This is a genomic window from Vreelandella olivaria, assembly GCF_023507745.1.
Lineage (GTDB): Bacteria > Pseudomonadota > Gammaproteobacteria > Pseudomonadales > Halomonadaceae > Vreelandella > Vreelandella olivaria_A.
In genome coordinates, this window is record NZ_JALPZO010000039.1 from 39,818 (window position 1) to 54,496 (window position 14,679).

General features: G+C 52.5%; 14 protein-coding genes. 2 read left to right on the forward strand and 12 right to left on the reverse strand.

Translation table 11 applies throughout. From position 1 onward, the window contains the following. Positions 1–44: 44 nt before the first annotated feature. From HP566_RS03360 to HP566_RS03370, 3 genes are all read right to left on the reverse strand, one after another. Positions 45–1,703, reverse strand: coding sequence for a methyl-accepting chemotaxis protein (locus tag HP566_RS03360; protein WP_249975851.1), 1,659 nt, complete (start codon positions 1,701–1,703; stop codon positions 45–47). A 172-nt stretch (positions 1,704–1,875) separates the two neighbouring features. After that, on the reverse strand, positions 1,876–2,937 hold the full coding sequence (locus HP566_RS03365) for an NAD(P)-dependent alcohol dehydrogenase (protein WP_249975852.1): 1,062 nt from the start codon (positions 2,935–2,937) through the stop codon (positions 1,876–1,878). Between the two features lie 357 nt (positions 2,938–3,294). Then, on the reverse strand, positions 3,295–3,720 hold the full coding sequence (locus HP566_RS03370) for a VOC family protein (protein ID WP_249975853.1): 426 nt from the start codon (positions 3,718–3,720) through the stop codon (positions 3,295–3,297). A 148-nt stretch (positions 3,721–3,868) separates the two neighbouring features. On the opposite strand from HP566_RS03370, the gene HP566_RS03375 reads away from it, so the two are divergent. Continuing rightward, on the forward strand, positions 3,869–4,750 hold the full coding sequence (locus HP566_RS03375; RefSeq protein WP_249975854.1) for a LysR substrate-binding domain-containing protein: 882 nt from the start codon (positions 3,869–3,871) through the stop codon (positions 4,748–4,750). A gap of 58 nt (positions 4,751–4,808) precedes the next feature. Here HP566_RS03375 and mqo read toward each other — a convergent pair whose 3' ends face one another. Then, positions 4,809–6,518: a malate dehydrogenase (quinone) gene (gene mqo / locus HP566_RS03380; protein ID WP_249975855.1), complete on the reverse strand. Its 1,710-nt coding sequence runs from the start codon at positions 6,516–6,518 to the stop codon at positions 4,809–4,811. 149 nt (positions 6,519–6,667) lie between these two features. Here mqo and HP566_RS03385 point away from each other — a divergent pair, with 149 nt between their 5' ends. After that, on the forward strand, positions 6,668–6,880 hold the full coding sequence (locus HP566_RS03385; RefSeq protein ID WP_249975856.1) for a DUF3820 family protein: 213 nt from the start codon (positions 6,668–6,670) through the stop codon (positions 6,878–6,880). Positions 6,881–6,889: 9 nt separating this feature from the next. Here the strand turns inward: HP566_RS03385 and HP566_RS03390 are convergent, their stop codons facing one another. The 8 genes from HP566_RS03390 to HP566_RS03425 form a co-directional block, all read right to left on the reverse strand. After that, positions 6,890–7,243, reverse strand: a complete 354-nt coding sequence (locus HP566_RS03390) for a hypothetical protein (RefSeq protein ID WP_249975857.1) — start codon at positions 7,241–7,243, stop codon at positions 6,890–6,892. Further along, on the reverse strand, positions 7,240–7,641 hold the full coding sequence (locus HP566_RS03395; RefSeq protein ID WP_249975858.1) for a GFA family protein: 402 nt from the start codon (positions 7,639–7,641) through the stop codon (positions 7,240–7,242). The genes HP566_RS03390 and HP566_RS03395 overlap by 4 nt, the downstream gene beginning before the upstream one ends. Before the next feature lie 57 nt (positions 7,642–7,698). Further along, the gene (locus tag HP566_RS03400; RefSeq protein WP_249975859.1) at positions 7,699–8,061 is read right to left on the reverse strand and encodes a ribbon-helix-helix domain-containing protein; all 363 of its coding nucleotides are present in this window, start codon (positions 8,059–8,061) and stop codon (positions 7,699–7,701) included. Positions 8,062–8,163: 102 nt separating this feature from the next. Further along, positions 8,164–8,733, reverse strand: coding sequence for a DJ-1/PfpI family protein (locus HP566_RS03405; RefSeq protein ID WP_249975860.1), 570 nt, complete (start codon positions 8,731–8,733; stop codon positions 8,164–8,166). A 169-nt stretch (positions 8,734–8,902) separates the two neighbouring features. After that, positions 8,903–11,005: a methyl-accepting chemotaxis protein gene (locus HP566_RS03410; RefSeq protein ID WP_249975861.1), complete on the reverse strand. Its 2,103-nt coding sequence runs from the start codon at positions 11,003–11,005 to the stop codon at positions 8,903–8,905. Positions 11,006–11,210: 205 nt separating this feature from the next. Next, positions 11,211–11,825, reverse strand: coding sequence for a flavin reductase family protein (locus HP566_RS03415; RefSeq protein ID WP_249975862.1), 615 nt, complete (start codon positions 11,823–11,825; stop codon positions 11,211–11,213). A gap of 67 nt (positions 11,826–11,892) precedes the next feature. Continuing rightward, a complete protein-coding gene (locus HP566_RS03420; RefSeq protein WP_249975863.1) occupies positions 11,893–13,863 on the reverse strand; it encodes an aconitate hydratase in 1,971 nt (656 codons plus the stop codon). Positions 13,864–13,922: 59 nt separating this feature from the next. After that, complete coding sequence (locus HP566_RS03425) at positions 13,923–14,600, reverse strand: GntR family transcriptional regulator (RefSeq protein WP_249975864.1); 678 nt, start codon at positions 14,598–14,600, stop codon at positions 13,923–13,925. Between the last annotated feature and the right edge of the window lie 79 nt (positions 14,601–14,679).

Sequence of the window (14,679 nt, forward strand, 5' to 3'; positions counted from 1 at the left end):
GCCGCTGCATCTAAATCGAAGCAGTGGCCTGTCCCATCTCAATGTTAAAACTCATCCCACTCTTCAGTGACGGTTGTTTTCTGGCGGGTCTGCGGCGTGGCGGCGGCCGTCGATACGACTGCAGGCGCCTGCCCACTGGAGCTGAGGATGCGATTTTCCTCTTCATCCAAACGGAAGGTCGCCATCAAATCTGCCAACTGACGAGCCTGACTTTCAAGCGCTCCCGCAGCAGCACTGGTTTGTTGAACCAGCGCTGCATTTTGTTGTGTAACAGAATCCATCTCGGTTAAGGCGGCATTAATTTGATCGATACCACTGGTTTGCTCTTGGGTCGCCGTTGATATTTCACCCATCAAGGTAGTGACCTGACGGATGGCATCCACCGTCTGCGTGATAGTGCTGCCACTACGTTCAGCCTGCTCTGCACCACTGCTGATTTTAGACGTTGTCTGCTCTATTAAACCGCGTATTTCACGTGCTGACTCCGCACTGCGAGTGGCTAACAAACGAACCTCACTGGCCACGACAGCAAATCCACGCCCTTGCTCCCCTGCCCGCGCAGCTTCAACAGAGGCATTCAGCGCTAATATATTGGTTTGGAATGCTATCGAATCAATTACACCGATAATGTCGTTTACCCTGTCGGCACTGGTGGATATCTCGCGCATTAGCGTCACGGTACGTTCAACCTCTTCACCACTGATTTCCGCAGACTGGGATGCCGCCACCGATAGCTGATCGGCTTGCTGGGCTATCTCCGCGTTTTTACTTACCGTTGTGGCCATTTCTTCCATACTGGACGCCGTTTGCTGTAGAGCTGACGCCTGCTGCTCAGTACGGGAAGACAGGTCCTGGCTACCTGAAGAGATATCACCGGCTCCATTAAAGACCATTTCGCTACTCCCCCGTAGCGCGGTCACCAGTGCTTTTAGTTTTTCCTGCATCGCTGAGAGACCAATAAAGAGCTGGCCAATTTCATTACGTCCGCGTTCTTCGATACGGTGGGTTAAATCTCCATCCGCGATTCTGGCGAAATGACCCAGTGCTTCTTGTAGCGGGTTCACGACACCTCGCATCATGGCAAAACGGATAACGATTGCTGCCAGTAAAGAAATCACCAGCACGCCCTGGGCAATGAAACCGATAAGGGTGGTTAGGTTATCCACCTGGTGTATAACATGTTGGCCATGTGCCTCGGTATACGCTACAAAGTCACTCATTGCCCTATCCAGATTCATTCCCAGGGCACCAATCTCCTCCTGGCGGCGCTGTATCTGAAACGGTGCAGCCTCCAGCAAAGGTACGAGACCCTCGGTGACGAATGCATGGTAGGCATCCACTATTTCATCATGGTGCACCGCCAATTCACTTTCCGGTGTCACTGGCACGGCTTGAAACGACTCAAAACGCGCCTGGGATGCAGCAACCGCTTCGACGGCCCTCGTCAGGCTCTCCTGTCCTCTTTCAGGGTCCCCCTGCGCGCTTAAACTCGCGTAGCGATCTAGAAATGTTTGTGCTCTTAACGCATGTACCTGAGTACGATTGGCGACACTGGCTAAGCGAACATTCGTCTCATTCAGCTCTTCCAATGCTAGTTGACTGGTATGGTTGGCATAAAACCCCAGCCCACTGATCATGCCTATCATGACGACTAGCAGCGCCAGGGCAACGGTCACACTCCACTTGATGGATAGGTGCTTCATGGGTCGAGTTCCCTTATGTTTTATAAATAGTTGTCCCCCCAAGCAAACAGAGTAAAGCATGATGCATCGTAATACGGCGCCCCCTAGACCTTTGTATAACGGTGTTTTGTATATCCTCAGCCAATAAAAACCCACCGCTCGTTAAGCGGTGGGTCGTTGGGCTCTCCATGGATTAAGCAGGCATACTCTTAATCGTTGCCATATCAATCACAAAACGATAGCGCACATCCCCTCTTTCCATGCGCTCAAAGCCTTCGTTAATGTTATTGATATCCAGCATTTCGATATCGCAGGTAATATTCTGCTCGGCACATAACGCAAGCAGCTCTTCAGTTTCAGCAATGCCACCAATCAGCGACCCAGCGATGACCCGGCGCTTGAAAACCAGGTTAAACGCTTCAATCGCGGGTTCAATAGGCTCTAGCAGCCCCACCAGAATATGCGTGCCGTCATATGTCAACGCCGCCAGATAGGGATTCAGATCGTGCTGAACGGGAATGGTATCCAGCATAAAATCGAAAGTTCCCGCGACAGCCTCCATCTGTGTCTGATCGCTGGAGACCACGACATGGTCCGCGCCATTGCGCTTGGCCTCTTCTATTTTGGCATCCGAGCGAGTAAATACGGTGACTTCCGCCCCCAATGCTTTCGCCAGCTTTACGCCCATGTGACCTAAGCCACCCATGCCGATAACACCAATTTTGTGGCCTTTACCAACCCCAAAATGCTTAAGCGGCGAGTAGGTGGTAATGCCTGCGCACATAATGGGGGCAGCGGATGCCAGATCAATGCCATCAGGCATTTTCAGTACAAAGTGTTCGCTAACCACGATGGCATCAGAATAACCACCTTGCGTTAAGGTACCATCCTGGCGATCAGGGCTGCCGTAAGTCATGGTGAACCCTTCCAGACAGTACTGCTCTACGCCATCTTTACAGGCAGCACAGCTGCGGCAGGAATCCACCATGCAGCCCACACCCACCAGGTCACCCGCTTTAAAACGGGTGACGCCACTGCCTACCGCCGTGACACGGCCAACAATTTCGTGGCCGGGCACAACAGGGTATTGGCTCATTCCCCAGTCGTTACGTGCAAAGTGCAGATCACTGTGGCAAACACCGCAGTAAAGGATTTCAATGGCGACATCGTCTGCACGTGGCTCGCGACGATCAAACGTAAATGGCGCAAGTGGCTTATCCGCTGCAAACGCCGCGTAGGATGTTGCTTGGCTCATGAAAACTCCTTTTTGCAATAATCCCGCTTATCGATAAGAGCAAGGTTCACGGTAACTTCGCGCAGTGTGCCAATATGATCAAAACTTCGTACCCACCCACTTTGCCAAACGACGTTACCGTTAAACAACCAGCCCAGCAGGCAAAATCAGGTGTTTCTACCTATACCGTATCACAAGCAGATAACACAGGCCTTGCCCCGCCCAATACTTAAAGTGGCTGCGCTTTAATCAAGCGCAGCCACTTTTATTGTAGGACAGCCATAGCATAAACCAGACAGCGCTCGCGATTGACCAGCGAAGCATTTTCCCTAATTCAGCCGGGACTATACGTGCTACGGGCATAACTGCCCATCAGCCTTACTTGGCGAAAATCTGGCTCTTATCTTTAAACGCTTTAAACTCCAGCGCGTTACCACAGGGGTCGAGTAGGAACATGGTCGCCTGCTCGCCTACTTCACCTTTGAAGCGAATGTAGGGTTCGATCACAAAATCAGTATCTCGCGCTTTCAAGCGCTCCGCCAGTGTTTCCCACTCGTCCCACTCAAGGATAACGCCGAAATGAGGTACCGGCACATTATGACCATCCACTGGATTGGTATGCGCGCTCTCTTGCCCTGGGGTTTTGGGGTGCTCGTGAATAACCAGTTGATGGCCGAAGAAGTTAAAGTCGACCCAATGCTCACTGGAACGGCCCTCTTCAAGACCGAACACATCATTGTAGAAAGCACGTGCCAGGGCAACATCGTAAACAGGAATAGCCAGATGGAAAGGGGAAAGGCTCATTATCGTCTCCAGTCAGAAAAAGTACGTTATTAAAATGGGTAGCGCTCTTTACCACCACCGTGCCATTATCCTAAAACGCGCCATACGAAAATAAAATCAATTGTTTTTTGGCTAATTCACAAAAATTATTGATGAAATTAATGCCTACATGATTAGAGAACTTAAAACGCTGGTAGCGGTTGCCCAACAAGGCACCTTTGCCGCAGCGGGGCAAACAATTGGCCTGACGCAGGCAGCCGTTAGCGCTCAGATGAAGCGTCTTGAAGAGTCCTTGGGCGTTACACTGTTTGAGCGTCATGGCCGAACAGCGGTACTTACTCAACGGGGCCGGGAAACCCTTCAGCAGGCGCATACGCTCTTGGCGTTATATAGCACGCTTGGAGCATCCACTAGCGGCCAGGGACTGAGTACCAGGGTCAACATCGGTGCGATTGCGTCGATTCAGCGCACGCTGCTTCCAGATATACTGGCACGCTTTCATCGCCAGTTTCCAGAGTGCCGTTCACGGGTGATACCGGGGCTTTCCATGGACTTAATGAATCAAGTGGATGCCGGCAAATTGGATATGGCAGTGATCATACGCCCGCCCTTTTCTCTGCATAGCGATTTACGCTGGACACCCCTTGCCCATGAGCCATTTCGCTTAATTGCATCGCGTAAAGTTGAAGGCGAGCAGTGGCGCGAGCTGCTGGCTACGCACCCTTTTGTACGCTACGACCGCGCTTCCTTTGGGGGTCGTCAGGTGGATCGGTTTTTAAGGGAGAATCACTGCCACGTGCAGGAAGTATGCGAAGTTGATGAGCTAGACGCCATTGTTCAATTGGTAGCCAACGGGGTGGGCGTAGCCCTGGTTCCCCAGCCGCAAGCACTAAAGCGCTGGCCAAAAGGCGTTCGAGCCATTGATCTCGGCGAATACACCTTTCATCGGGATATCGGCCTTGTTCATCGTGTCAACAGCCACTTAAGTGAACCAACACGCGCCTTCGCCCAATTAATTTGTGCGACAGCACCGCCATCTGATCCCTTTTGAGTGGCATAAAAACGCCAGCCTGCTGGCTGGCGCTTTAGCTCTGAAGCAACTGCGTCGCTTACACCTCAGTTATCACCTCTTCTTCGGTGTTTTCTTCTTCAGTAGCTTCTTGCTCAGTGCTTTCTTCCTCGCCATCGTCTACTTCGGCACCTTCCTGGCTCTCTTCTGTCGCTTCGTCTTGTACAGCTTCTCCGGTACCTTCCGCAGCAGCCAGATTCATTGGCTCATCCAACTGCAATACCCGTGCGGTATAAGCGCGTACTTCACTCAGTAACTCGGGGTTTTCAGAAAGCTGTTGACCATAAGAAGGCACAATCTGGGTCAGGGTTTCCTGCCACTCATCACTGACAACCCGGTCGGGGAATACACGGTTAAGGAGGCTCAACATGATAGGAGGTGCGGTAGAAGCGCCTGGAGAAGCCCCTAACAGGGCAGATATGGTGCCGTCTTCAGACGTTACCACTTCGGTACCGAACTGCAGCACACCGCCCTTTTCAGGGTCATTTTTAATGATTTGCACCCGCTGCCCTGCCGTCCATAACTGCCAGTCATCACGGTTAGCTTCTGGATAAAATGCTTGCAATGCCTCAAAACGGTCGTCATCTGACATCAGCACCTGACCGACCAAATAACGCACCAGGCTAAAGTTATCCATACCGACTTGCATCATTGGCCAGGTATTGCTGAAGGTCATTGAGCCAAACAAGTCGGTCCAGGAACCCTCTTTTAAGAACTTACTTGAGAAGGTCGCAAAGGGCCCGAAGAACAGTGCAGGCTCTCCATCCAGGTAACGCAAGTCAAGGTGCGGCACCGACATGGGGGGTGAACCTTCGCCAGCTTTGCCATACACCTTCACACTGTGCTGTGACACAACCTCGGGGTTGGTGGTGTAAAGGAACTGCCCACCCACGGGGAAGCCTGCATAGGCATCAGCCTCGGGAATACCCGACGCTTGCAGCAGGGGCAAAGCGGCCCCACCAGCGCCAATAAACACATAGCGGGCATCAATGGTAGCTTCATCACCACTGGCCAGATTGGCAATCGTCACCTGCCATGTATCATCATCGTTGCGCTCTAAATCGCGCACTTCACTGTTCAAGCCCAATGTAAAGTTATCGCTTTGCGCCAACGCTTCGATCATTTGGCGGGCTTGCGCACCGTAATTGACCTCGGTACCCATCTGCATGCGTGTGGCAGCTACTGGCGTGTCGTCATTTTCGCGGCCCGCCATCACCAACGGCATCCACTCAGCAATCTCTGCTGGATCTTCCGAGTACTCCATGCCTGCATAGAGCGGGTTCTGCGTCATCGTGGCATGACGTTCGCGTAAGAAATCAACATCCGCCTCGCCCCATACCAGTGCCAGATGAGGGACCGACCGAATAAAAGATGACGGCTCACCGAGAATGCCATTATCGACCTGATGCGCCCAGAACTGCCGTGAAATTTCGAACTGTTCAGTAACGTTAACGGCACGCTCAATCTCAACATGGCCGCTGTCATCAGGGGTATAGTTCATCTCCATAAACGCAGAGTGGCCACTACCAGCATTGTTCCAGGCATTTGAACTCTCCTGGGCAACCTGATCCATGCGCTCATAAAGATGGACATTCCAGTCGGGTTCCAACTCCTGCAGATAGGTACCCAGCGTAGCGCTCATAATACCGCCACCAATCAGCACAACATCAACCGGCTCTTCTGCTGAAACGGGCATCGCCGTAAGCGCCAGAAGCGGCGAGCAGAATAAAAAGCTAAAACGTTTTTGCATGTCATATCCCTGACGATACAGAAATAAGGTGCCGGTGCAGTAGGTGCCCAGCGTCGAGGGGGTAATATTTATCTACGAAAGTCTAACAAAGTTAGTTGTCCTAGTGAATATGATAGGCAACTTAGATGAGAATGAAAGGAATTTAACCAATGAAGCCAGCAGATCTGGAAAAACTTGTTACGCGGACGATGCCTTTTGGTAAATATGAAGGCTGGATCATCGCCGATTTACCAGGCCCCTACCTAAACTGGTTTGCGCGGGAAGGGTTTCCAGCAGGAGAAATTGGCCAGCTTCTGCATTTGATGCATGAAATTGATCACAATGGTTTAAGCAGCCTGCTTGATCCGCTCCGCAAACCCTAACAGCATTAGCTAACGCAGGGACTCAAGTGCTTGCTGACGCTCAGCCCGGTAATCTGTTTCATGACGAGAAGCATCTTCACTAAATCGGCCCAGTTGGACAGCGAGTTCGAAGAATCCTGCCGCAGGCATATCGTCTCCCCGACGGCTAATAACCAGTGAAGAAATAAAAGGACGTTGAGCCACCGCGTCCTCTCTCATAAGCTGCTCCAACGCTTGGGTGACACGCTGAATCGTCCGTGGCGGCATAAGCCCCAGTGCATTGGCTACCTGCTGGTAGGTCATGGGGAGCGCGTCATCCGGCGCGGTGCCTAGCAGTTTGCGCACTTGTAACCCAAGTGCCGTCTCGGAATCAGGCCGTGTCATGAAGGTTTAAATCTCTCAAACTGTGGTAATTCGTCACTAATACTAAACCAGCTTGCCTTGCTGCTTACAAAGGCATGGTACTGCGTCTTTGCCGTTACCGGCGTATCCAACGTCCCCAGGCGTAGCCGCTTAATAGCAGGTAAGTCATCACGGGCACTATAGAGCGGGCTGCCACACAGTCGGCAGAAAACCCTCGCTTTATTAGCGCTAGCCCTGAATTCAGCAAGTTGCTGTTGGCCGGTGGTAATGGTAAAGGCACTTGATCGAATAGGTGCGACTGCTGCAAACGCACTGCCCTGGGCTCTTTGGCACTGGCGACAGTGGCACATTGAAATCTCGTCAATAACCCCATCGTATTGATAAGTGATTTGACCGCACAAGCAGCTACCCTTAAGCATTATTGTTCTCCTTGTTCATGATCGCCAAGCCAGACAGTCGCCCTGCGCGCCTTGCAGTTAATGTACCTGCTTGGATCGGACAACCTCTTCACGGGCAAGAATCTGCCTGGCATCCAGCCCGCCAATAGGCACCTCGACATTTTTGGGGATCTCTCCGCTTAGTTGCAGGGCCTGATAACGAAGTGCGCAAACGCGCAAAAAGGAGGTGAAGTTACCCAGGTCATGCCCTGCGTCGATGGATTCGTGGTAAAGCCGTGTAATCATCTGAGCGGTATTCATACCATCACGCTGGGCAATCTCTTCCAGCAACCGCCAGAAGTAGTTTTCCATCCGCACACTGGTGACCATGCCATCAATGCGCAGTGAGTGAGTGGCACTTCGCCATAGTTCAGGGTCAGCCTCTATAAAAAGTTTGCACATCACCACTCCCCTCTCTGGTGTTTTATATGGGACACGTTAAGCATAGTGCGCTGCCGGAAAGTGCGCCCAGCGGTACTGGGCGCAAAAGCAATTTATTGAACCCTACTTATCAAGTAGCGCCATAAACTGGGCAAGCCATGCAGGATGGGCAGGCCAGGCGGGAGCCGTTACCAAATTGCCATCAGTGACGGCATCAGTCACTTCCAGATTGGCAAATCGACCGCCCGCCAACTCCACTTCTGGCTGGCAGGCCGGATAAGCGGAGCACTGCTTGCCTTCGAGTACTTTCGCCGCAGCCAGCAGTTGTGCACCATGACAAATGGCCGCCACCGGCTTTTGGGTATCAAAGAAATGCCGCACCATTGCCAGTACATCCTGGTTAAGCCGCAGATATTCCGGTGCCCGGCCACCTGGGATAACTAACGCATCGTAATCAGCTGGATTAATCGATGCAAAGTCTGCATTTAGGGCAAACCGGTGCCCTGGTTTTTCTGTGTAGGTCTGGTCACCTTCAAAGTCGTGGATCGCTGTCGCCACCGTATCCCCGGATACTGTATGGGGGCATACCGCGTCTACCCGATGCCCTACCGCCATCAGCGCCTGAAAGGGCACCATGGTTTCGTAATCTTCGGTGAAATCACCAGTAATCATTAAAATACGTTTGCTGCTCATCTCAATACTCCTTGTCGTTATCAATTGAGGTGGAGAGCACACCCATGGCGTGCAGGATGAGACTAACAATTCCCTTTCTGAAGCAGGTAGTACGCTGTTACTACAGTGAACAGCCAGGAATAAAAAGCCCGCCAACGGGTAACTGTGACGGGCTGAGAGGGGACGGCGTTTACTTCAAACGGGCAACGGATTCCTGTTTGGGTAACGAGATAGGACGCTGCCCACCACTATGATTCTCACCGCTATGGTTAACATGGAAACGGCTGACCAAGGTATGCATATCGCTCGCACGCTCATCCAGGGTTTGGCTGGCACTGGAGGCATCCTGGACTAACCGCGCATTTTGATGCGTCACCTCATCCAACTGAGATATCGCCAGATTGATCTGGTCAATACCCGATGATTGCTCTTGGGTGGCACTGGCTATTTCCGTCACGTAACGGGTCACTTCCGTCAGGCTATCAATAATTTCCTGCAAATGCGTACTGGAGGCGGTGACCAAATGCTCCCCTTCACTCACTTTTTGTACGCTGTCGTCCACCAGATGACGAATTTGGGCAGCCTCTTCCGCACTACGACCAGCCAACTTACGCACCTCTTGTGCCACCACCGCAAAGCCACGCCCCTGCTCACCTGCTCTGGCAGCCTCAACAGAGGCATTTAGCGCCAATAGATTGGTTTGAAAAGCGATATCGTCAATAGCTTTGATAATGGAGGTGATTTTTGCGCTGGACTGGCGTATCTCACTCATCGCCTCAGTGGTGCGTTTTGCAACATCTCCAGCAGAGCGGGCACGCTGATCCACATTGCCACTTGCACCTTTGGCCTGGTCCGCATAATCAGCCGTTTGCTTCATTGTGGCAGTGATTTGCTCAAGGCTGGAGGCGGTTTCGGCCAGGGAAGCTGCCTGCTGATCAGTACGCTGAGATAAATTTTCGTTACCCGCAGCAATTTGCCTGCTGCTGGAGGCAATGGCTTCCGCGCTGGTGCGAATTTGCGCCACCATGCCTTCAAAGGTATCCATCATGCGGTTAAAGGCTTGCGCCGTCTGCCCTACTTCATCATTACGTTCCAATGCCAAGCGCATCGAAAGATCAGCGTTTTCACCGGCTGCACCGCTTATATTTTCCATTTGTTGGCGCATAGCAACAAGAGGCCCCAGCACACGCACCAGAGTGCGCCAGCCAAAAATAGCCAACACAACAATCACAACCAGCGTAATAATAATTAATAGGGTAAGGCCAGCGTGGGCCATAACCTCTGCTTCATTGCTAGCGTTGGTGGCCTGTTCAAAAATGACATCGCCAATGTCATTGAGAGAACGACGCAGCTCTTCGGTCGCTAGGGCAACGCTTGTCAGTGCCTCCTGTACCTGTGCGCCTAGCGCCAGTTGCTGTTGGCGTAGCGCGAAGACTGAATCCGCGTCCTCCACCATTAGTCCATTCAGCTCAAGGAGCACACTATCCAAATTGTTGATCATCTCACGCTGCTCAACTTCAGTGCTGGGCGCTTGTGCAATAGCAACCAATGACTCCCTGGCTAGCGAGACTTGCTGAGGAATGGCGTTATTACGTAAATCCGCCAGTGCATCAATATTATTGATCTGCATCATCCGGTGGCTAAGGTCAGACAGCGTGGCCAGAGCCATACGCACGTGACCGCTTAAACGCCCAATATCCACCCGCGGAGCAAACATATCATCCAGTAGTTGTGTGGGTAGCGTGGTGGTGCCCTCATCTCTCCAGGCTTCCATCAAGTCCCGCTGGCTTAGCTCGCGGCGGGTTTGCGCAAGCGCCGTGTGGCTCGCAATTTCCTCAGCACTCAACACCACATTGGGGATAGCGGCCTCCATCTGACTAATTCTGGCGGCCATTTGCACCTGCAAACCCAATGCTTCTCTGCGAACAGCCTCCAGCGCTTCATCCCCCTCTACCAGTGTTTGGTAGTGGTGATCCAGGGCAGCCAGTTGGTCCGCCTGCCCCCTTTGCTCAATACTGTTCAAACCCTCCCGCGCTTGAATAAACCTCTCATTAAGCGTGCTACGCGGGGTCACACTTGCCAGTTCATCTTCACTTTCAGCAGCAAGCAAATCAGCATGGCGCTGACCAAAGGCCCCCGTGGCCAGTACCAGGCTACGACTGGCATCCTGTAGTGGCAGCACATCGCCCGTGATGTAATGTTGAGCATTAATAAGCCGCTGGTTGGTTGCCCAGCCGGTAGCAGCCAATACCACTGCCCCCAATACCGCCGCAACGAAAAGGCTAATTAACATAGCTCGGATACTTAACGTCTTTTTCATTATGCGTGTTCGCTTGTGTCAGAGGTAATGCATATATCGCTTAGACAAAGCGGCGAGTTGACGGTGAGTAACCGCCCACAGGCCTGTCATCGATTCACAACATGACTAATATCGGCGGAAGACTATACGACTTAAGGCAAACACAGCTCAAATGCTGGATAACGCAACATTTTTTAGGTTAGGCAGGTCGCTCCAACACAAAACGGTCGCTAATTCGAATGTAATCACTGCCCGCTAAACGCCCAACAGGTTTGAGTGCATCCATATCCACATGACGACCATCCCATATTGCATCATCCATATGGATGGCGATCACCTCAGCGAGCACTAATGTGCCGGCCAGGGGCTGGTCACCAAAACTGATCAAGTCACGCAGCGTACAACCAAACGCAACGGGAGCATTGGCAATGCGCGGTACACTGACACCCGGCATTTCCGCTTTCTTCAGGCCGGCCAACAGAAACTCATCCTCCCCTCGTGGGAGGCTGGCGCTGGTGGTATTGAGCTCTTCAATAAGTGACTCGCTGCCAATATGAATCACGCACTCTGCCACTTCCCGTAGATTACGCAGGGTATCTTTAGGTTCTGCACTTCCATCCAGAAGCGGAGAAAACGCCAGAATAGGTGGATTGACACTGGCTACATTAAAAAAGGAGAACGGCGCCAGATTCGTATTACCCTGCTGATCCTGTGTCGCCACCCATGCAATGGGCCTTGGGCATACGCTGCCTGATAGCAAGCGATAAATAACCCCAGGGCTTAGTGGCTCGTTATCAAGTATGTAGTCGCTCATGGGAATTACTCTCCTTTTTGGCGTCAATAACTGCCTGGGTGTCCGACAGTTATTAGCAACTGTGTGTTTATGCGGATATTTGCCGCGCTTTCAGATGGTTGATAACACCACCCACACGCAGCAACTCCCGCTGCCGTTCGGTTAGCCCATGATGCAACTCCAGCATGCCCTTGCCAACAATCTCGGCTTGCAGGGTCTGCCCTTTGGCAAGTTGATCGTGAAGATGGTTAATCATCAAACAGTCCCCTAGGGTTAACCGCTCAGCATCCCTCTCATCAATAAACGTTAAAGGCAGCGCACCAAAGCAGACGAGATTTTGCCAGTGAATACGTGCAAAGCTTTTCGCTACTACGGCTTGTAGTCCCAGGTAACGCGGCACTAAGGCGGCATTTTCACGACTTGACCCCTGACCATAATTGTAGCCCCCTACAATGGCGTGCCCACCTAGCAGACGTGTCTCTTCCGAGCGCTGAGCATAGGTCGAATCAACCGACTCAAAAGTGAAAGGTGCGGAGGCGTAAATGCTGCTCCAATACGGCATGACCCGCTGACCTGCGGGCATAATGTCATCAGTGGAAATATTATCCCCGGTCACCAGCAATACCGGAATTTCGAGACAGTCCGGCAGTGGCGCCATCGTAGGCAACGCTGGGGTATTATCGGTTTTCTGCAAAGGTGTTAAGCGCGCCTGCTCAATAGGCAACGGAGCTGTGAAAACATCACGGTTCATCACCATGGTATCGGGCTCGCTGATGCGGGGGTAAGCCATCGGCATACTGCGTGGGTCTGTGATGACACCGTTTAGTGCGGACGCTGCTGCGGTTTCCGGGCTGCACAGAAAGACACTGTCCTCTCTGGTGCCCGAGCGGCCAGGAAAGTTACGCGGCACCGTACGCAGACTGTTACGGCCAACAGCGGGGGCCTGCCCCATGCCAATACAGCCATTGCAGCCTGCCTGATGCAAGCGCGCGCCGCTGGCAACTAACTCCCCCAGATACCCATCCCGGATCAGAGTAGAAAGCACCTGTCTGGTGGAGGGATTAATATCCAGTGATACTCCCTCTGCCACCGTACGCCCCTTAACCATGCTGGAAACCACAGCAAAGTCCCGGTAACCGGGATTGCCTGATGAACCGATATAAGCCTGATGCAATGGCTGGCCAGCCACGTCGCTTACCGGCACGACCTTATCCGGGCTGGATGGCAACGCGATCAATGGTACAAGCGTCGATAAATCAATCACTTCCTCTACGTCATAGGTACATCCGACATCGGCTGCCAAAGGTTGCCAGTCTGCCTCACGCCCTCTGGCCGCCAGAAACGTTCGCGTTGTCTCATCACTGGGAAAAATACTGGCCGTGGCTCCCATTTCAGTGCCCATATTGGCAATAACGTGGCGATCCATCGCTGATAGCCCTGCCAACCCTGGTCCATAGTATTCAAGAATGCAGTTTTTACCTCCCGACACACCATGGCGGCGCAACAATTCAAGCACTACATCTTTTGCCGAGACCCAGTCTGGCAACTCGCCTTCCAACCGTACCCCCCACACACGCGGCATGGTGATATAGAGTGGCTCACCTGCCATCGCCATGGCAACTTCAATACCACCGGCTCCTATTGCCAGCATCCCCAACGCGCCCGCTGCTGTTGTGTGGCTATCGCAACCGACAATTGACTGCCCAGGCACGCCAAAGCGTTCCATATGGACCGGGTGGCTGATACCGTTGCCTGGCCCCGAGTACCACACGCCAAAGCGTTCGCAGGCACTTTTGAGGAACAGGTAAGTATCCGCATTAAGGTTATCTGCCTGCACCAGGCCATGATCAATGTATTGAACGCTCGGTTGGGTATGCACCCGTTCAAGCCCCATAGCTTCCAGTTCGAGCATAACGAGCGTGCCTAATACATCCTGAAGCAACGCTTGATCCATACGCAGCGCGATTTCATTGCCGGGGGTCATATCGCCCTGAACGAGATGAGCCTGAAGCAGTTTTTGTGACAGGTTGAGTGAAGGGGAAGAGGAAGAAACAGTCATTGGTAGATCCTGAGCTTGTTATTATCGTTGGAAGAGCCTTGCTTCTACGCCATTAATCGCTAACGAACAGCAGAACGCGCGGCATTGGAGCAATTGCCATGTTTGTTTTGGCGCATCTGGGCAGTTCTTGCCGCCAGTATGTGGGCACGCATAATGGCAGCGGCCCATTCACCTTCCTGGAGGATAAGTGCGCGGATAATTTCCCGATGGTGCTGCATACTTGAGAGCAGCTCTTCACGGGTGTAATGATGAAAACTGCGGCGCGAAACCGGCACCTGTACGATGGTTTCCAGCAAACGCTGTAATCGAGGGCTTTCAGCAGCAGCCACTAACTCAGCATGAAACTGGTTATTTAGCAACGCTATCTGGTCAACAGCCTCTTCGTCACTTCGTTGACACAGTGCCTCCATCTGATTCGCCAGGTCATTTAATCGCCCCAGTTGCGACTCATGAATGCGCTTTGCTGCCCGCCGAACCACCTGGGGTTCAAGCAGCACACGAAGCTCAAATACCTCTTCAACGTCTTGCTGTGTCCACCCAACCACTCTGGCGCCATGGTGCGGTATCGCCTCTACCCACCCATCAGAAACAAGTCGTCGTAGCGCTTCCCGGATAGGGGTACGGCTGTAATCCAGCTCCTCCCCAATCGCGGCCTCACGCACATAACTACCTGCGGTATACCAGCCATTCAAGATGCGCTGCTTAATGATTTGATAAACGCGATCGGCTGCCGTCATGGCCATACTCCAGCAACCCAAGCCCCCTCAACGAGGCATTTGGGTGGTTAACTCCGACTAAGGTTGAAAGCCTTATTGT

Excerpts from the sequence above, each read along its gene's own strand:
- HP566_RS03365 (WP_249975852.1), bottom strand. The coding sequence starts at position 2,937 with ATGAGCCAAGCAACATCCTACGCGGCGTTTGCAGCGGATAAGCCACTT.
- mqo (WP_249975855.1), bottom strand. The coding sequence starts at position 6,518 with ATGCAAAAACGTTTTAGCTTTTTATTCTGCTCGCCGCTTCTGGCGCTT.
- HP566_RS03370 (WP_249975853.1), bottom strand. The coding sequence starts at position 3,720 with ATGAGCCTTTCCCCTTTCCATCTGGCTATTCCTGTTTACGATGTTGCC.
- HP566_RS03425 (WP_249975864.1), bottom strand. The coding sequence starts at position 14,600 with ATGACGGCAGCCGATCGCGTTTATCAAATCATTAAGCAGCGCATCTTG.
- HP566_RS03390 (WP_249975857.1), bottom strand. The coding sequence starts at position 7,243 with ATGACACGGCCTGATTCCGAGACGGCACTTGGGTTACAAGTGCGCAAA.
- HP566_RS03410 (WP_249975861.1), bottom strand. The coding sequence starts at position 11,005 with ATGTTAATTAGCCTTTTCGTTGCGGCGGTATTGGGGGCAGTGGTATTG.
- HP566_RS03395 (WP_249975858.1), bottom strand. The coding sequence starts at position 7,641 with ATGCTTAAGGGTAGCTGCTTGTGCGGTCAAATCACTTATCAATACGAT.
- HP566_RS03420 (WP_249975863.1), bottom strand. The coding sequence starts at position 13,863 with ATGACTGTTTCTTCCTCTTCCCCTTCACTCAACCTGTCACAAAAACTG.
- HP566_RS03360 (WP_249975851.1), bottom strand. The coding sequence starts at position 1,703 with ATGAAGCACCTATCCATCAAGTGGAGTGTGACCGTTGCCCTGGCGCTG.
- HP566_RS03385 (WP_249975856.1), top strand. The coding sequence starts at position 6,668 with ATGAAGCCAGCAGATCTGGAAAAACTTGTTACGCGGACGATGCCTTTT.
- HP566_RS03400 (WP_249975859.1), bottom strand. The coding sequence starts at position 8,061 with ATGTGCAAACTTTTTATAGAGGCTGACCCTGAACTATGGCGAAGTGCC.
- HP566_RS03405 (WP_249975860.1), bottom strand. The coding sequence starts at position 8,733 with ATGAGCAGCAAACGTATTTTAATGATTACTGGTGATTTCACCGAAGAT.
- HP566_RS03415 (WP_249975862.1), bottom strand. The coding sequence starts at position 11,825 with ATGAGCGACTACATACTTGATAACGAGCCACTAAGCCCTGGGGTTATT.
- HP566_RS03375 (WP_249975854.1), top strand. The coding sequence starts at position 3,869 with ATGATTAGAGAACTTAAAACGCTGGTAGCGGTTGCCCAACAAGGCACC.